The organism is Achromobacter sp. RT286_PF, from assembly GCF_059760425.1.
In genome coordinates, this window is record NZ_JCBAMR010000007.1 from 62,459 (window position 1) to 80,712 (window position 18,254).

15 protein-coding genes are annotated in these 18,254 nt (G+C 63.5%); 14 read left to right on the forward strand and 1 reads right to left on the reverse strand.

Annotated elements, in window-relative coordinates; all coding sequences use genetic code 11:
• Positions 1-37 precede the first annotated feature (37 nt).
• The 14 genes from AC6LJY_RS08505 to AC6LJY_RS08570 all read left to right on the forward strand — a co-directional run bounded on the left by AC6LJY_RS08505 (position 38) and on the right by AC6LJY_RS08570 (position 16,754).
• Complete coding sequence (locus tag AC6LJY_RS08505) at positions 38-1,006, forward strand: ABC transporter ATP-binding protein (RefSeq protein ID WP_498135736.1); 969 nt, start codon at positions 38-40, stop codon at positions 1,004-1,006.
• Positions 1,003-1,716 (forward strand): ABC transporter permease, encoded by a 714-nt coding sequence (locus AC6LJY_RS08510; protein WP_046807575.1) that lies wholly within the window; start codon positions 1,003-1,005, stop codon positions 1,714-1,716. The genes AC6LJY_RS08505 and AC6LJY_RS08510 overlap by 4 nt, the downstream gene beginning before the upstream one ends.
• Entirely contained in the window at positions 1,713-3,098 is a 1,386-nt protein-coding gene (locus AC6LJY_RS08515; RefSeq protein ID WP_498135737.1) for a GldG family protein, read from the forward strand. Before AC6LJY_RS08510 ends, AC6LJY_RS08515 begins: the two co-directional genes overlap by 4 nt.
• Positions 3,095-3,709, forward strand: coding sequence for an electron transporter SenC (locus AC6LJY_RS08520; RefSeq protein WP_498135738.1), 615 nt, complete (start codon positions 3,095-3,097; stop codon positions 3,707-3,709). Before AC6LJY_RS08515 ends, AC6LJY_RS08520 begins: the two co-directional genes overlap by 4 nt.
• Positions 3,710-3,975: 266 nt before the next feature.
• On the forward strand, positions 3,976-4,881 hold the full coding sequence (locus tag AC6LJY_RS08525) for a branched-chain amino acid ABC transporter permease (protein ID WP_046807572.1): 906 nt from the start codon (positions 3,976-3,978) through the stop codon (positions 4,879-4,881).
• Positions 4,881-5,897 (forward strand): branched-chain amino acid ABC transporter permease, encoded by a 1,017-nt coding sequence (locus AC6LJY_RS08530; RefSeq protein ID WP_498135739.1) that lies wholly within the window; start codon positions 4,881-4,883, stop codon positions 5,895-5,897. The genes AC6LJY_RS08525 and AC6LJY_RS08530 overlap by 1 nt, the downstream gene beginning before the upstream one ends.
• Positions 5,898-5,899: 2 nt before the next feature.
• Positions 5,900-6,640 carry an ABC transporter ATP-binding protein gene (locus AC6LJY_RS08535; RefSeq protein ID WP_046807570.1) on the forward strand — a complete coding sequence of 247 codons (741 nt, stop codon included), beginning with the start codon at positions 5,900-5,902 and terminating at the stop codon, positions 6,638-6,640.
• A 3-nt stretch (positions 6,641-6,643) separates the two neighbouring features.
• Positions 6,644-7,300 (forward strand): ABC transporter ATP-binding protein, encoded by a 657-nt coding sequence (locus tag AC6LJY_RS08540; protein ID WP_498135740.1) that lies wholly within the window; start codon positions 6,644-6,646, stop codon positions 7,298-7,300.
• Positions 7,301-7,317: 17 nt separating this feature from the next.
• Complete coding sequence (locus tag AC6LJY_RS08545; RefSeq protein WP_498135741.1) at positions 7,318-8,754, forward strand: aldehyde dehydrogenase family protein; 1,437 nt, start codon at positions 7,318-7,320, stop codon at positions 8,752-8,754.
• Positions 8,755-8,779: 25 nt separating this feature from the next.
• Entirely contained in the window at positions 8,780-9,532 is a 753-nt protein-coding gene (locus AC6LJY_RS08550) for a glucose 1-dehydrogenase (RefSeq protein WP_046807567.1), read from the forward strand.
• A 132-nt stretch (positions 9,533-9,664) separates the two neighbouring features.
• Complete coding sequence (locus AC6LJY_RS08555) at positions 9,665-10,789, forward strand: zinc-dependent alcohol dehydrogenase family protein (protein WP_498135742.1); 1,125 nt, start codon at positions 9,665-9,667, stop codon at positions 10,787-10,789.
• Positions 10,790-10,825: 36 nt separating this feature from the next.
• On the forward strand, positions 10,826-12,130 hold the full coding sequence (locus tag AC6LJY_RS08560) for an ABC transporter substrate-binding protein (protein ID WP_046807565.1): 1,305 nt from the start codon (positions 10,826-10,828) through the stop codon (positions 12,128-12,130).
• 527 nt (positions 12,131-12,657) lie between these two features.
• Positions 12,658-15,918 (forward strand): T6SS effector BTH_I2691 family protein, encoded by a 3,261-nt coding sequence (locus AC6LJY_RS08565; protein WP_498135743.1) that lies wholly within the window; start codon positions 12,658-12,660, stop codon positions 15,916-15,918.
• On the forward strand, positions 15,918-16,754 hold the full coding sequence (locus AC6LJY_RS08570) for a DUF6708 domain-containing protein (RefSeq protein WP_498135744.1): 837 nt from the start codon (positions 15,918-15,920) through the stop codon (positions 16,752-16,754). The genes AC6LJY_RS08565 and AC6LJY_RS08570 overlap by 1 nt, the downstream gene beginning before the upstream one ends.
• 252 nt (positions 16,755-17,006) lie before the next feature.
• On the opposite strand, the gene AC6LJY_RS08575 is transcribed toward AC6LJY_RS08570, so the two are convergent.
• Positions 17,007-18,047 carry a phospholipase effector Tle1 domain-containing protein gene (locus AC6LJY_RS08575; RefSeq protein WP_314355517.1) on the reverse strand — a complete coding sequence of 347 codons (1,041 nt, stop codon included), beginning with the start codon at positions 18,045-18,047 and terminating at the stop codon, positions 17,007-17,009.
• Positions 18,048-18,254: the final 207 nt, after the last annotated feature.

Consider the following 18,254-nt stretch of genomic DNA (forward strand, 5'->3'; position numbering starts at 1 on the left):
CAACCTCGACTAACGCAAGTCTGACCGAAGGCGCCCCATGCAGCCGGCTGTTGCTTTGCACCAGGTCTGCAAGTCGTTCGGACCCCGTCAGGTCCTGCATTCCCTGAGCCTGTCCGTGGCGCCCGGGGAAATCGTGGGCCTGCTGGGGCCGAACGGCAGTGGCAAGACCACCACCCTGCGCCTGATGGCCGGGTTCTACACGCCCGACAGCGGCCGCGTCACCGTGTGCGGCCGACAGCCCGCACCGGGCCGGGGCAACGCCGACATCGGTTACCTGCCCGAACGCGCGCCGCTGTATGACGCGCTGACGGTCATGCAATACCTGCAATTTGGCGCGGGGGTGAAGGTGGCGGGCGGGGCGGGCGCGCGTCGTCTTGCCATCGAAAGCGCCATCGACGGCTTCGACCTGCAAGCCGTGGCCCGCAGCGCCATCGGCCGTTTGTCCAAGGGCCAGCGCCAGCGCGTCGGCCTGGCGCAAGCGGTGCTGAACGATCCGCCCGTGCTGTTGCTGGACGAAGCCACCAATGGCCTGGACCCCGTCCAGATCGTCGAGGCCCGCGCCATGATCCGCCGCTGCGCACAGGGCCGCGCGGTGGTGTTCAGCAGCCACCTGATGCAAGAGGTGGAAGCCTTGTGCACGCGCATCGTCATCTTGCAGCAGGGGCGGCTGGTGGAAGACGCGGTGCTGGGGCAGGCGCAGGCCGCGCTGCAATTACAGCTGGCCTTGCCAACGGCCGGCCACGCCGCCTTGCGCGCCGCGCTGTCGGCCTGCGACGGGATACGCGGCGTGGACGCTACCGTACAAGACGCCGCGCTGAGCAAGTGGCGCATCAGCTGGGACACGGCCGGCGCGGGCGATCCTTCAGGCGCGATGTGCGACCGCGTGCTGCGCATCGTGTTGGCGCACGCCCAGGTGCGCGCGGTGCTGTCGCTGCATGACGCCGTGGAAGCGCGCCTGCTTGCCGCGCTGGCGCCTAACGACCCGGTGATGCGGAGGCGGGCATGAAAGGCTTTTTGGCGCTGTACCGAAAAGAGCTGCGTACCGATTTCGGCTCGCCCGTGGCGCTGGTGGTGGTGGCCGTGTTCTGGGCCTTGTCCGGCTACCTGTTCAGCTTCAACCTGTTCTTTGTCAGCACGGGGCAGATGGTTACCGCGTTTCACAACATGACCATCCTGCTGATCCTGGTGATGCCCCTGGTCAGCATGCGCGCCTTTGCCGAAGAAGCGCGTCAGGGCACGCTGGAGATGCTGCTGACCTTGCCGCTGTCCGACGCGACGCTGGTGGCGGCCAAGTACGCGGCCGGGTTGACGGTCTTGGCCTTGATGCTGGCGGGCACGACCGCCGCCGTGCTGCCGCTGGCGTGGTACGGGCAGCCGGACTACGGGCCGATCGTGGGCGGCTATGTCGGTGTGTTCCTGTACGGCGCGCTGTTCCTGGCGATCGGCATCGCCGTATCCAGCGCCTGCACCAACCAGATCGTGGCGGCCAGCGCCACGTGGGGCATCCTGGTGCTGCTCTGGTTCATTGATTACCCGGCCGCGCTGGACGCCTTTCCCGCGCTGTCGCCGTTCTTTCAGGCGCTGTCTTTGTCGGCGCAACACGTGGACTTTATTCGGGGCGTGTTGCCCGGTCCGGCCACGGTCACGCTGGCCAGCGTGGCGGTGCTGGCCTTGATGGTGGCCGCCGTCAACCTCAAGCGCTGGAGGCTGCGATGAACGCAAACCCTCGCATGCTGCGCACGGGCCGGCGCCTGTTGCTGTGGTTGCCGGTGCTGGCCGTTGCCGCCTTGCTGCTGGCGCTGAACCTGTGGGCCTCGCGCCATCTGGGCCGCTTGGACCTGACGGCGCAGCGCCTGTACAGCCTGTCGCCCGAAAGCGTTGAGGTAGCCCGCCAGATCAAGCAAGCCGTGGACGTGACATGGTTCTACGACCTGCGCAACAAAAGCATGGTGGACGCGCTGGAGCTGCTGCGCCAGTACGAACATACCAACCCGCTGATCCGTGTGCGCGGCGTGGACCCCGCACTGCGTCCGGCCGAGGCGCGGGAAGCGGGTATCCAGTTCGCCGGCAGTGCGGTGCTGGCCGCCGACACGCGCAAGATGACGATCAATGGCGGCACCGAAACCGACTTCACCAACGCGCTGATCCGCATCAGCCAGCGTGGCGCGCAAACGGTGTGCTTTACGCAGGGGCATCGCGAAGCCATGTTGGACAGCCTGACGTCGCTGGACGATCTGGAAGACCACGGCGACGATGAAAACCTGGTGGCGCGCGTCGAGGTGCACGAGCAGCACGGCATGGCAATGGCGCGCAATGCCTTGCAGACCTTGGGCTTTGCCACGCGCGGTATCAATGCGGGCAGCCTGGCGCAAGCCTTGCCGGCCTGCGCCGTGGTGGTGGCGGCGGGGCCGCGCGCGCCGTTCGGTAGCGACGACGCAGAGGCGCTGCGCCGCTGGACGGCCGACGGCGGCAAGACCCTGTTGCTGCTGGAGCCGGACACGCGCCACGGGCTGGATGCATTGCTGGCCGACTTCGGTATCGCGCGGCCGATGGGCGCGCTGGTCGACCCCGGCAGCCATTACCGCAACGACCCCGGCAGCCCAGCCGTCAGCGACTACACGCGGCACAAGATGACGCGCGGCCTGCCATTAAGTTTCTTTCCCGGCGCGGCAGGCCTGGAACCCGCCGGAGAGGCGCTGCCGCAAGGCGTGACGGTCACGCCGCTGGCGCAGACGTCGGCACAGGCGCAGTTGCCGGGGCAGCTGGCGGGGCGCTACACCTTGATGGCGCTGGCCACGCGCAACGCGCAGGCCGCCAGCGCGGACGGGTCGGCGCGGCCCACGCTGCTGGTCGCGGGCGATAGCGATTTCGTCACCAACCGCCATTTCGCCACGCTGGGCAACGGCGCGCTCTTTACCAGCGCCGTCACGCTGCTGGCCGGTGAAGACGCCTTGTTGACGATACGCCCGCGCCATTACGAGAACCGCCGCGTTGAACTGACCAATCGCCAGATGCGCACCGTGTTCTGGACCAGTACCGTGGCCTTGCCATTGCTGGCCTTGATGACGGGCCTGCTGCTGTGGTGGAGGCGGCGATGAACGCGGGGCGTGGCTGGCTGATGTTGCTGGCGGCGGGCCTTGCGCTGTCCGCCTGGCAATGGCACGAGGCCATGGAATCGCCCGCCACCCACAGTGGCCACACGCACCTGCATGACGACACCGGCAAGCCGGCGCGGCTGTACGCGTGGAACGCCGCGCAGGCGGCGCGTATCACGCTGTCCACGCCAGCATCCACGACGACGTATACGCGCGCCGCTCAGGGTTGGGCCGCGATGCCGGGCAGTGCAACCTCCACCACACCCCCCGCCTTCGACGCAGACGACTTCCTGTCGCTGTTTTCGCAAGCCCGCAGTGACCGCGTGCTGGCCCCGCATCCCGGCGAATCGTATGGCCTGAATCCGCCCGCGCTACGCATCGCCATCGATGACGATAAAGGCGCGACGCTGGCCCGGATGGACGTGGGCGCGCTCACGCCGGATGGACTAGGCCGTTATGTGCAATTGCCCGATGAACCGCACCTGCGCATCATCCCCGATTACCAGACGCGCGCGCCGATGGCCGCGACGATTCAGGTAAACCCGCATGCGCCGGGCACGGCGACCACGGCCTCTCTATCGCTTGTGAAACCCGGCTTGCGCAAAGATAAATAGCCGCTCAAAAGGGGCGTCCCTATACTTCGCTGCACATCGGACTAGTACGAAAAGTGGCGCTTGCCAGTGATCGCGCCGGTCCATAAAAGTGCCTTCCGTTCCGCTTCGATTCGCGTTCGAAGCCAAGGCGGCAAGGTTGATAACGAGACAAGGGCGCGCCACGCGCACGCCCGGGCCATGTGCCCACGCCGCCTTGCCGGCGATGCCCGTTGCCCCGGCAACGCATCGCGGACGGGGCAGGTGTTTAGCGTATTGGGAGAAGACGCTTGACCTTGGATCTACTGCCTCTCGCCTTGGTGGATGGCGTGGCGTACGCCAGTCTGCTGTTCCTGGTGTCGATGGGGTTAACCCTGGTGTTTGGCGTGATGGGCATCTTGAACGTTGCCCATGGCGCCTTCTACGCCTTCGGCGGTTATGCCGCGGCCAGTCTCGTCATGTTCCTGGCGCCCAAAACCGATTCCCCATTCCTGCTGTTCGCCGCGTTGTTCGTGGCCGCCATCGCCGTCGGCCTGGCGTTGGGCAGCATCATGGAATTCGTGCTGATCCGCCGCGCGCAGAACTACGACCCCATCCTGAAACTGCTGATCACCTTTGGCGGCTTCCTGATGCTGGAAGACATCCAGCGCCTGCTGTGGGGCGCGCAGCCCTACAGCGCCAGCGAAGTCGTGAACCGTCTGGGCAATATCGAAATCGGCGACATCACCTACACCACCTACCAGCTGGTGGTGGTGCCCGTGACCGCCGTGCTGGCCTACGTGTGCCTGGAGTATTTCCTGCGCCACACCAAGCTGGGCAAGCAGACGGTGGCCACGACGCACAACCGTGAAGTGGCCACGTCCTTGGGCATCAACGCCAAGAAGATCGGCTACGTCACCTTCGTGATCGCCACCATCCTGGGCGCATTGGGCGGCGCGCTGGCCGCGCCCACCACGTCGCTGGTGCCGGGCGCCGGTACCGACATGACGGTGCTGTCGTTTGCGGTGGTTGCCACGGCGGGGCTGGGCCAGATCACCGGTGCGCTGATCGCGGCGCTGCTGATTGGCGTCATGCGTTCCATTGCCGTCTACGCCGCGCCCGAACTGGAAGTGGCGGTGCCGTACATCATCATGGTGTTGGTGCTGATCATCCGGCCGCATGGCTTGTTCACCGTCGCCCAAGCCCGGAGGATCTGATGAAAGTCGTCGTACTCAGCCTCGTGGCCGCGATTGCCACGCTAGCTCTTGGCTATAGCCTTTCCTGGACAATCACACCCATCGTCATCGGCCTGACCTACGCCATCGCGGCGCTGGGCGTGTCGGTGATGGCGCGGGCTGGCCAGATCTCGTTTGGCCATGCCATGTATTCCTGCATCTCGGCCTACACGGTCGCGTTCCTGGCGCGCGCCATGCCGGGCACCGACGCGCTGCTGCTGATTATGGCGGGCGTCGTTGCCAGCTTCCTGGCGGCCATCGTGATCGGCCTGTTCGTGGTGCGCTATCGCGGCATCTTTTTCGGGATGCTGAACCTGGCGTTGAGCATGGTGCTGTTCGCGTTGCTGGGCAAGCTGTACACGCTGACCGGCGGCTCGGACGGGATGCGCATCGTGCGCCCGACAATGGCCGGCGTGCTGATGGAACGCGAGTCCTTCGAACGCGCGTTGCTGGTGCTGACGCTGGTGTTGTCACTGGTGCTTGCCTGGTGGGTGCAGCGCTACTTCCGTTCGGGCAGCGGGCAGGCGTTGTCCGCCATCAAGACCAACGAAACGCGCATTGAGTACCTGGGGTTTTCCGCGTACTTCATCATGTGGAAGGGCTACCTGCTGTCGGCTGTCGTCGTCGGCTTCTCGGGCGCGATCCTGGCCTTGATGCAGGGCCTGGTCACCCCCGAAATCGGCTCGTGGCTGCGCTCGGGCGAATTCGTCTTCATCACCATTCTGGGCGGCGCGGGCCATGCGGCCGGTGCGTTCCTGGGCGCCGTCGGCTTTGAAACGGTGAAGCTGGTGTCGGCCGCTTACTTCCCCGGCCTGTGGCAGTTCTTGCTGGGCCTGACGCTGATCCTGGTGATCTTCATGTTCCCCACCGGCTTTGTCGGCCAGGTCATGAAGCGCATCGCCACGCGAAAGCGCGATGAGGCCCGGGCCCGCGCCCGCGCCAACGCCACCTTGCAGGCGCGCGTTTCCGCCAACACGCACGCGCCGGTCAGGAACTGATGATGAAACCGCTTATTCAAACCACAGATCTTTACCTGGCCTTCGGCGGCGTGATCGCGGCCGACAACATCAACTTCGAATTGCATGAAGGCGAACGCCTGGCCGTCATCGGCCAGAACGGCGCGGGCAAGACCACCTTCATCAACATCTGCACGGGCTACCTGGCGCCGTCCAAGGGCCGCGTGATTTTCGATGGGCGCGACGTCACCGCCATGGCGCCGCGCAAGATCGTGCGTCTGGGGCTGGGCCGTTCGTTTCAGTTGCCGCAGCTGTTCACCGAACACACGGTGCGCCAATGCGTGCAGATCGCCGCCGCGCGCCGCAACAAGGAACTGAGCTGGTTCCGATCGCTGGAAAGCACCATCGACGAAAAAGAAGTGGACGCCACGCTGGACCTGGTGGGCCTGTTGCCCGAAGCCGACGAGGCCTCCATCGAGCTGCCCGAGGGCAAACGCAAGCTGCTGGATGTGGCCATGGCGCTGGCGCTGCGGCCCAAGCTGCTCATCATGGACGAGCCCACCAGCGGGGTGGCGTCCGAAGACAAATTCGCCTTGATGGAAACCGTGATGCACGCCCTGGACGAGCGCCGCGTGACCAGCTGGTTTGTCGAGCACGACGTGGACATCGTCTCGCGCTACGCCACGCGCGTGGCCGCCTGGATCGCGGGCAAGGTGGCCGCCGACGGCACGCCGGACGAAGTCTTGAATAACCCGCAGATCAAAAGCGAAGTGCTGGGGGCCTGAACCATGCTGAATCTATCGGCCATTAACGTAGACCTGGCAGGCAACCGCATCCTGCGCGACGTCAACGCCAGTTTTGAATCATCCAAGACCATCGGGATTGTGGGGCGCAACGGCGCGGGCAAGACCACCTTGCTGCGCACCATCATGGGCCTGACCAAGATCAAGTCCGGCAAGATCGCGTTCGACGGCGCCGACCTGACGGCCATGCCCGGCCACAAGCGCGCGGCCTTGAAAGTGGGCTACGCGCCTGAAGACCGCGTGATCTTCCCGACCATGACCGTGGCTGAAAACCTGAACCTGCCGTGCGAAGTGCAAGGCCAGTCCAGGACCGAAATCGCCGCCCGCATCCAGACCGTGCTGAAGGTGGTGCCGCAGCTGGAACCCATGCTGGGCCGGTCTGGATCGGCGCTGTCGGGCGGGCAGGGAAAGATGGTGGCGCTGGCGCGCGCCATCATGGTCGGCACTCGGCTGTTGATGTTGGACGAACCCTTTCAGGGCCTGGCCCCCAAGCTTGCGCGCGACTACACCGAAGCGTTGGGGCGCCTGAAGGAATTGCAGCCCGACCTATGCGTCGTCATCACGGAATCCAACGTGAAGCTGCTGGGCGACATCCCTGACCAGATCTGGACGATCGAGCGCGGCTCGATCACCTTGAATTGAACTTCCGGAGACATTGCATGACGCAGATGATTATCAACGGCCGCCAGGTCGATGCCCATGACGGGCGCACCATAGACGTGGTGTCGCCGGTGGACGGCGACGTATTCACCACCATTCCGCGCGGTCAGCAGGCCGATGTGGATGCAGCTGTTGGCGCCGCCCGTGCCGCGCTGGAAGGCGATTGGGGCCGCATGACGGCGCTGGAACGCGGCCGCCTGCTGCTGCGCCTGGGTGAATCCGTGCTGGCGCATCACGAAGAACTGGCGCGGCTGGAATCGCGCGACACCGGCAAGCCCATGTCCACCGCGCGCGGCGACATCACGGTGCTGGCGCGCTACTTCGAGTTTTACGGTGGCGCGGCCGACAAGGTGCACGGCCAGACCATTCCTTTTCAGAAGGACTATTCCGTCCAGCTGATCCGCGAGCCGCTGGGCGTGACCGCCCACATCATTCCTTGGAATTACCCCGCGCAGATGTTCGGCCGCAGCGTGGCCCCGGCACTGGCCATGGGCAACGCCAGCGTCGTCAAGCCGGCCGAAGACGCCTGCCTGTCCATCATCCGCGTGGCCGAACTGGCTTTGGAAGTGGGCTTTCCGCCGGGCGCGCTGAACATCGTGACGGGCCTGGGCGAAGAGGCGGGCGCCAGCCTGTCGCGTCACCCCGACATCAACTTCATCACCTTCACCGGCTCGAACGAAGTGGGCGTGCTGATCCAGCAGGCCGCCGCCGTCAACGCGGTCAAGTGCGTGCTGGAACTGGGCGGCAAGTCGGCCCACATTGTGTTCGACGACGCCAACTACAAACTGGCCATTCCCGCCATCGTCAAAGGCATCGTCCACAACACCGGGCAGACCTGCACGGCGGGTAGCCGCCTGCTGGTGCAGCGCGGTGTGTATGCCGATTTCATGAAGGCGCTGGCCGCCGAATTTTCCAAGGTGCGCGCGGGCACGCCCGACATGGACCTGACCTGCGGCCCCGTCGTCAACAAGGCGCAGTTCGACCGCGTCAACCGCTACATCGCCAAGGGCCTGGCCGATGGGCTGACCGTGGCGGCCGAAGGCGCCATTGCCGACGGCGTGCCTTCTGGCGGCTACTTCGTGAAGCCGACACTGTTTTCCGCGCCCTCGCACGACAGCACCTTGCTGACCGAAGAAATCTTCGGGCCGGTGCTGGTGGCGCTGCCCTTTGACACCGAAGCCGACGCCATCCGGCTGGCCAACGCCACCGACTACGGCCTGCTGGGCGCCGTGTGGACCGAGAACGGCGGACGCCAGCAGCGCGTGGCGCGCGGCATCAAGTGCGGTCAGGTCTACATCAACGGCTTTGGCGCGGGCGGCGGCGTGGAACTGCCGTTTGGCGGCGTGAAGAAAAGCGGCCACGGGCGCGAGAAGGGCTTCATCGCGCTGGAAGAAATGAGCACGACCAAAACGCTGATCCAGTTCTACGGCGAATGATCGCCACGCATATCGGAGTCAAGTCATGAGTCAGTTGCAGGGTAAGGTCGCCATCGTCACGGGCGGTGGCAGCGGTTTCGGCGAAGGCATCGTCAAGCTGTATGCGAAAGAGGGCGCCAAAGTCGTCATCGCCGACATCAACAAGGAAGCCGCCGACCGCGTGGCCGCCGAAGTGGGCGCCGCCGCGCTGGCGGTCAAGGCCGACGTGTCCAGCCGCGCCGACATCGACAACGTCGTGCGCGTCTGCCAAGAAAAATTCGGTTCCGTCGACATCGTGGTCAACAACGCCGCCATCACCCACAAGAACCAGCCCATGCTGGACGTGGACGAGGCCATGTTCGACCGCATGTTCGAGATCAACGTGAAGTCCATCTACCACATGGCGCAGGCCGTGGTGCCCGTGATGCGCAAGCAAAAGCGCGGTGTGATCCTGAACGTCGGGTCCACCGCCGGCATCCGCCCGCGCCCCGGCCTCAGTTGGTACAACGCGTCCAAGGGCGCCGTCAACGTGCTGTCCAAATCGATGGCCGTGGAACTGGGCCCCGACGGTATTCGCGTCAACGCCATCTGCCCGGTGATGGGCATCACCGGCATGTTCGAACTGTTCATGGGTCTGCCCGACACGCCCGAGAACCGCGCCAAGTTCGTGTCCACCATTCCGCTTGGCCGCTTCTGCCAGCCGTCGGACGTGGCGGCGGCGGCCTTGTTCCTGGCCAGCGACGCGGCGGAATTCATCACCGGCGTGGAGTTCCCGGTGGACGGCGGACGCACGGTGTAAGGCTGTGATCGGGGCGGTGCCTGCCGGCCGGTTGCCGGTCGGCATTGCTACTGGTCCGTATTGCTTTCGGTCCGCATCGCTTCTAGCCCGTATTGCTTCTAGCCCGTATTGCTTCTACTTGGATGTCAGCGCATGAAAATCAAAGCGGCGTTGTTGCGTAACGTAGGGGTGCCCGGCCCTTATGCCCAGACCCGGCCCCTGACCATCACCGAGGTCGACCTGGACCCGCCCGGCACGGGCGAGGTGCTGGTGCGCATCAAGGCGGCCGGGCTGTGCCATTCCGACCTGTCAGTCATCAACGGCGACCGCCCGCGCGGCGTGCCGATCGTGTTGGGACATGAGTCATCCGGCGAAGTGGTCGAGACCGGCCCCGGCGTCACCGACTTGAAACCCGGCGACCACGTGGCCATGGTGTTCGTGCCCAGCTGCGGCTGCTGCAACCCCTGCATGGAAGGCCGCCCCGCACTGTGCGAACCCGGTGCTGCCGCCAACACGCAAGGCACTTTGCTGGGTGGCGACCGCCGCCTGCACATCGGCGACGAATACCTGAACCACCACACCGGCGTGTCCTGCTTCGCGCAATACGCCGTGGTGTCGCGCCGGTCCTGCGTGAAGGTCAACGTTGAACTCAGCCATCGCGAAGCCGCGCTGTTCGGCTGCGCCGTGTTGACGGGCGCGGGCGCGGTGCTGAACCGCGCGCGCATCAAGGCAGGCGACACCGCCGCCATCGTCGGGCTGGGCGGCGTGGGCCTGTCTGCCTTGCTGGCGGCGGTGGCGGCCGGTGCGCGCCGCGTGGTCGCCGTTGACCTTAGCGACGAAAAACTGGCGCTGGCCAAGGAGCTGGGCGCCACCCATGTCGTCAACCCCAAGCAGGTCAAGACGGACGATGACTTGTTCGATCTGGCCGGCGGCCGCGTGGATTACGGCTTTGACATGGCGGGCGCCGTGCCCGCCTTTGAAACCGCCTACAAGCTGACCCGGCGCGGCGGCGCGACCGTTACCTCGGGCCTGCCCAACCCCAAGTTCAGCTTCCCGCTATCGCTCTCGCAGATGGTCGGCGAAGAGCGCGACATACGCGGCAGCTACCTGGGTTCCGGCGTCCCCGCCATCGACATCGGCCGCTATATCGACCTGTACAAGGCGGGCCGCCTGCCGGTGGACAGGATGATGGGTAAATCATTTTCGCTGGACCAGATCAACGAGGGGTTCGATCACCTCGCCACCGGCGGCAGCCTGCGCGACGCCATCGTTTTCTAAGGGCATAGACCCGACTACAACACTGGAGAGACAACCATGAAAACCTCAAGACTAGCCGCGCTGTTAGGCGCCACCCTGCTGTCCGGCTTCGCGGCGCTGGCCGGCGCCGCCGACAAGCCCAAAGAACTGAACATCGGCATCTCGACCTTCCTGTCGGGCTCGGCATCGGTGTTCGGCGTGCCGGCGCGCGACGCCGCTGAAATCCTGATCCAGGACATCAACGCGGCAGGCGGCATCGACGGCGTCAAGCTTGTGCCCAGCTACATCGACGAAGGCGGCGGCGGCGAAAAACTGTTGTCCGAATACCGCCGCCTGGCCGAAGGCGGCACGCGCGTGATGCTGTCGGCTATTTCAAGCGGCCACTGCAACATCGTGGCCCCCGTTGCCGAAGACCTGAAGGTGCTGAACGTGCTGTGGGACTGCGGCACGGAAAAGGCGCTGGAAGGCAAGAAGTACAAGTACGTGGTGCGCACGCAAGCCAACGCCACCACCGAAATGGTCGCGCAGGTGCTGTACCTGATGAAGGTCAAGCCCGACTTCAAGACCATCGCCATCGTCAACCAGGACTACGCCTGGGGCCGCGATTCGCGCGACATCTTCCTGGCCGCGCTGAAGAAGTTCAAGCCCGACGTAAAGGTCGTGGCCGAGATGTTTCCCAAGTTCGGCGCCGCCGACTTTTCCACCGAAATCAGCCGCCTGCAAGCCCTGCGCCCCGACGTCATCGTGTCCACGTCATGGGGCGGCGACCTGGACAACTTCGTGCGCCAGGCCTCGCAGCGCAACCTGTTCAAGAACTCTACCTTCGTGCTGTCGCTGGCAGAAAGCTCGCTGGAACGCCTGGGCAACGCCTTGCCCGAAGGCGTCTACGTCGGCGCACGTGGCGATCATTACTTCCTGCATCCGGAAACCAAGGACGATCCGCAGCACCAGGCTTTCGTGAAGAAGTTCCACGACAAGACCGGCGCATATCCGATCTATTCGGTCTACCACATGGTGCAAGCCATCCAGGGCCTGAAAGCAGGCTACGAGAAAGCCATCAAGGACAACAACGGCGCCTGGCCCACCCCGGAACAAGTGGCCGCCGCCATGCACGACGTGTCCTTCAAGGGCTACGGCCGCGAAGTCAAAATGCACCGTGCTGACGGCCAGGGCCTGGAAGCGCAATTGTTCGGCGTGACCAAAAAGAGCGACAAGTACCCGTTCAAGGTGCTGGCCGACATTACGATCGTGCCGGCCGAACTGGTGACGCCGGGGGTGGAAGACACGTCGATGGGCTGGATTGAAAAGAACCTGACCCCGGATGTGCTGAAAAGCGACCAGATCAAGGTGTATTCGAACTGAGCAAGCTGTGTTGTGTGTGCAGGGACTCCCCCGGCGAGCAATCGTCGGGGTTTTTTTTGGTTTTTTTAAGGTGTCAGACTGCATTTTTTATTCAGCAAAACATAGTGCGATGACAGACCAAGAGCCATGGTTCGCATCCTTAGGGAAGAGGGGCGTGCGGTCATTCTTCACAGCGTGGGCCAGATTTGACCTGATCGGGCCAATTTTGACCCGCTACAAGCCATTGATTCAATAGCGATATTTTTCTATCGGGTCAGAACTGGCCCGTTTTCTGGGGGAAAACGGCGGTTTCGCAGGGATTCCGATCAGAGAGCTCCGTCGTACGTGTCTTAGCCGCATGGCAAGCCGTTGATTTCATGGAGCTTATTGACATGACGTGACGCTCGGCATGGATGTTGCATGAGTCCGGCTAGCGCTTCCTTCGGAAGCTTCCCGGCCGACATGGCCGACACGACGACGGAGCCCGTCATGCCTACCCCCGCAACGTTTTGCATTGCCAGCAAGAGGCTTGGCCTTCGAGTGTTCGCATGACGCTCAGCCAATCGCTTATCGACATCGTCGAAGAAACCTTGCCGCTCCCATCCGGCAGTTGCAACGCCTGCGAACGCAACGGCGTGCCGATTCTGCTGCTGCGCCCGGCGGTGGTGGCCAAGAGCCCGTTCTTACATGCGCGCGGTGCGCTGTCGCATCCTGGTCTGCAAGAATCGCTGCGCATCATGCGCAAGGGCTATGTGTATGTGCTGCTGGACCGCAGGGTATGGCTTGCCTATCAAGTGACCGATGCGGGCCATATGCGGCATTTCGATCCCTACGAGATGGCGCGCGACGAGCCTGCTCCGCTGGCCGAGCGCTGCGCTCAGGCCGCCCACGACTTGCCCGCGTCGTTCATCGGTATCGACATTGATAAGTACAAGCTCGCCTGGATCGCGTATTCGCAAGACCCTTGGCCGACGGCGGTGCTGGATGCGTACAAGTCAGGCGACGGTTTGAATGCCAATTACCCGCTACGGTTTGTCATCGTGGATCTGCCCAAGTTGCGGGACGATCCCACGGCGGGTGGCACCGCGCTGGCGCTGGAACATGCGCATCCGTTGAACAAACACGTGGCGGAGTATGTCAGCGGTGTCGACGACTTCGGCAGTGTTCACGGCTGGTCATCGCGCGTGACGCAAGCCACGGGCATGCGTAACTACCTGACGCTGATGGAACGGCAGCACCGCTTGCCGCAAGGCGTGACCGGGCTGATTCTGCCCGACCCGATCGGCATGGCCGAAGAACTCAACAACGTCCGCCTGGCCGCCTATACGCAGAAGCGCTTGTGGTCCGAAGAACCGACTCGCCGCTATGCCTACCTGACCTCGCAATGCCTGCTGGCGATTCAACAGATGTACGCCGTGCAGGCCGACGCCGAGACAATGGATAGCCCGACACCCTTGCTCGACATCATGCCCAGCGAGTCCGGCACGCCACCCGTGTTCTGGGACCCCGCGCGTGAACGGCAAGAGCGCGTGCAGGCCAAGATCACCGATCGCGTTGAACGATTGAAAGAACGCTACTGGGAAACCAATCCCCCCGCCGAACCGCGCCGCCATGGCCGGGCGAGCTTTCAGTCGCGGTATGACCGCGACATCAAGCGGTTTGAAAAAGATATCGATGCGTATGGCAAGGATTGGGCGCAGGTAGTGGGTAGCGCGGCGTGGAAGCGCATCGTGGCAATGGACTATTCCGATACCGATGAACGATCGCGTCTGCTGCGCTTGATTACGGTTGGTGCGTGTTTGGACGGCGGGATTACCGATGCGATGCCTGCGCCTGATGCCGCGTCGGCGGAGCCTGAAACGCTGGGGCCTACCGGCACCGCGTGGCAGTCGTTGCTAAGTGATCCCAACAGCGCCGCCTATCTGGCCTTGAACGGCCATCAAACCCTTTTGCAAACCACCTTTATCCCGCTGTTCGGCGCCGGGGCGGTTGCCAACGACGCCGGGAAAAAATACTTCGACGCCGTCAAGAGCATCATCAGCAGCAAAGAAATCGGTGCATGGCGAGAAGGCCGCGCGGCAGACGCCGCCGACCAACTGCTGACCGCCATGCACGGCGCCAGCAAGCGCCTGAATCAACATTTGAGCGCCGGTTCCAAAGCCGCCGTCGATGCGGTTCACGTGGGCGGTGCGTGGCTGTACCGCAAGGCGCAGATGACGCAGGTGGTGATTCAACTCACGGTGGGGGAATTGCTGTCCATCTGCGCCGAAGAGCTGCAACGCGTCGGCGAGCCCCTGCAACAAGACGCCAGCCGGCGCGTGCGCGCGTTTGTGTTCGCCGGCTTGATCAGCATCCCGGACCCGGCGGTGCGCAATACGCTGATTGACGTGACGCTGTGGATGGAAGGCAGCGCGGAAGAGCTCCGGAAGCGAATCAACGCCTTTGAGAAAGTAGCCGGCGATCAAGTAGAAAATGTGGCGCGCCAGGTGGAAGGTGTGGTCCGTCAAGCGGAAGATGCGGCGCGCAAGGCGTCGCATGGCGCGATGCGAAAGATCTCGGTCGGCATGAAGAACCTGGAAGCCCCGGCGGCGCAACTGCTAAAGGGTTTGGAGTTAAGCGCGGCCCACGCGCAGGAGTTCGCGAAGAATGGGCTGACGAGTCTGAAGCGATTGTCTGTCGGGTCCGGCTATGGAGCGCTATCGCTGGTCAGTTTGTATTTCCTGCATGACAGCGTGCGTACCAGCCTGGAGGCGGCGCGGGAGACTGTCGGTGCAAGGCATCCGGAAGCGATGGCCGCGTTGTATGGGGCTGGGGCGGGGCTGCTGGGGGCGGGTGTGGAGGCGGGTGGGTTGACGCTGAGGATTGGCGCCGAAAGCGTGCAGCCGTTCATGCGACGGGTGGCGGCAGCGGAGGGCGGGGCGGTGGTAAAGGCGATTGGGATGGGGAAGACGCTGATCAAGGCGGGAGGGGTAATCGCGGCGTTGGGCGGGGTGGCGGATGGGGTGGGGAGTTTCGCGGCGGAAGTTCGGACGGATTTATTGGGAGATGTCGACGCGGGAAAACAGTACAAGTTGAGTGGCTTCATTTCACTCTTCGGTGCTGCCGCGAGCATCTTTGGCATCTTGGTAGACGGAGCCTTGTTAGGGCCACTGGGCCTTGGAATCGTGCTTGGACTGGCCGCTTTCGTTGTCGGAAAAAACGCCAAGTCTCTTGAGTCGGACAGTCTGGAAATGTGGGCCCGTCGGTCCTACTTTGGCAAAGCAGAACAAGAACGTCGTTGGGAGGGGGCTGACCAAATGGACGCGGCGATTTCGGCGTTGAACGCTGCGGTCATAGGAATGGATGCAACCCTGGGCTTTCATTCCGCCAAGCGGGTAATGGATACCGATTTGCTTCTAACGTCAGACATTCTGCAGATCCAGGCAACGGGCGGGGTCGAATCGGGAATTGAACTGGCCTATCGGATCGTGTTGCCAGGGTTCGACCCCACGATATCGCGCTTCGAATTCAGGCTGCTTTTAGAGAGCTTTGGCGTGGAAAGAAGCGGACGCCGAGGTCCAAAACTGTCAGAGGGCGTGCTTGCGGCAATGCACCACAACAGCATGCGGTGGGCCCCTGGATTGGATTCGTATAAATACTTGCTGCCAGAAGATCAGGGTTTGCCAACCCGAGAATCTCCCGTCTTGAGTTGTCGATACTGGCTCGGACCCATGCACAGTATCAAGAGCGCCACGATCGAGATCACGTTCTGGCCTGACAGGGATGACCTTACCGGTTACGCCCGCATCAGCATGACCGAGGACGCGTAATGGTGCAACCCAAACTCAGCCCGGCCTGCTTGGGATGGAAACGCGACTTGCCCGGCCCAAATGACCGTCCCGATGCAATTCCTAGCTTGCGTGAAAACGCGCCCAATCATGTTGATGATGTCTACATGGAACTGTCTCGTCGATCATCCCGCATACGTGGGGTGTTGTTGCTGTTTATCCCATTTATGCTCTATGCGACGATCATCGGAGTACCCGGCGTCATTTGGAGTTTGCTGGTGGTTCACCCCAGAGCGTTCACTACGAGCGATTGGTCGACGCTGTGGATTGCCGTGTTCGTTTTGGCAATTGGCGTCTGGATGACCGCATTTCTGTATCTGGCCGACGTCTCCCCCCCACGCGACCTCCCCATCCGCTTCAACCGCGCCCGCCGCCGCATCTACGTCTACGGCTTCCACATGGTCTGGTGGAACCCGTTCACCCGCTGGTACGTCACCACCGCCAGCTACCCCTGGGACGACGTGCGCGCCGAACTCTGGGAGCAATGGGGCGTCACCTCCGGCGGGGGCTTGATGATCAAGTGGGGCGTGTCCCTCGCCATCGTCAAACCTGGTACCAACGACGTCATCGAACGCTTCCCCCTCAGCACCTACAACCACGACCTGGACAACCTCTGGGCCTACGTCTGCACCTATATGCAGCAAGGCCCGCAAGCCTTGCCGCCGTGCGACATCGAACCGCGTGATGCGAACGATGTGCCGGCGTACAACCTGGCGTTGCGGTGGGCGCCTCGGGTGGAGTGGCCGGAGGCGATGGATTGGGAGTCGCGATCTGCGGGAGGTTCGCGTGGGTTGGAGGGCGGGGGGGAAGGGTGGTGATGAGATCAATCATTATTGCGCCTGGCCAGGATGGCCTTACCGGCTACGCTCGCATCAGCATGACGGAGGAAGCGTGATGCTCAGATCGATGCTCAATCCTCCCTGCGCCGGTTGGAAGCGTGATCTTCCGGGTCCGAACGAGCCGCCGGAAGTGGCTCCGGCGCTGCGCGAATGCGCCCCGAACTATCACTTCGGGACCTAGCCAGTCTTGGATAGGTTTAATAATTTGGATGTGCGAGGCAAGCGTCTGGGCTACCCCCGCCCCACCGGCAAGCCCGCCACCGCCTCTCTGAAATTCGGAAACTCCTTCAAATACTCCGCGTTCCCTTCCACCCGCCTCACCACTCTTTCATCCACCGTCAGATTCAACACGGTCTCGCCATCCCAAACCCGCGCCTGCTTTTTCACATGGATCAGCACCTTCTCGGTGAACTCCTTGTACGAGTCGTGCGGATTGCACTGGTCATAGTCGGTGGAGATGCGCTGCGCGGTGCCGGCTTCCAACCCCACCTGCCGCGCCTTTTCCTGGATCCACGCTGCCGGTAGTGTCTGCAAGCTGCCGTCCCGATACCCTCCCCCGATATCCGAGTGCGCACCGATGAACCAGCGCTGTTCAACCGGCCTGTCCGGCGGGCGCGGTTCGGATGTTGCCAGCCTTGTCCATAGCGTCGGAAAATACGGCTCACGATATTCGTTCGTTGCAATCGCGTGATAGGCGTTGCGGACGTGGTTGCTCAGTTCGGTGTCGTGGAAGTTATAGAACTTTGAAAACCCGGGAAACGAAATGCCGCCGACAGGTATGCCCAGGCTGCCCACCGTGTCCCAGACGCCGACGAAATGCAGGTCGGTGTCGCGCGAGAACTGAGCGCGAAACGAAATGGCGTCGATGGACGAGGGCAGGCACTCATCGCGGTAAAGCGCGTACGCTTCGGCGACGTTGTCGTCGGTGGGGTTTTTGAGCAGGCCACATTTTCGGACCATGCCGGCCAGGCTGCGTGCCGAGTACGCGCCACGGCTGAAGCCGAACAGGAAGATGTGGTCCCCTGGTTCCTGGCGTTGGCACAGCCATCGGTAGCCCTGGCGGATATTGGCGGATAGCCCGGCGCCGAATGCGCCGCCCAGGAATTTGTCGATGGCGGCCCACAGGCCTTGGCCTTGCGTGCCGACGCCTTCGATGTACAAGGTTTCCTGCGTGCTGGTTTCGGGCGCGGCTTTGTAAAGCTCGTAGGCGTTGGTGCGGTCGTTGGGTTCGTTCCACGTACCGTCAAAGAAGATGGCCAGATTCTTCTGCATGCTCGGCTCCCCACAGATCGAGTCTTGCGATACATCTGCTGCTGGCTGGGATGACGCCCGCGTGAGGCACGCTATCACGCGGGTTACGCGTTTGCCGCCCGCGTGGTTTCCCTGCTGGCGGCATGTACACCGCTTTTTTTACTAGGGGGTGGCGGACGCAAAAACGCCTGCGCGGGCGCTCGGGCGCCGGCGCGGGGGGAAGGGGGG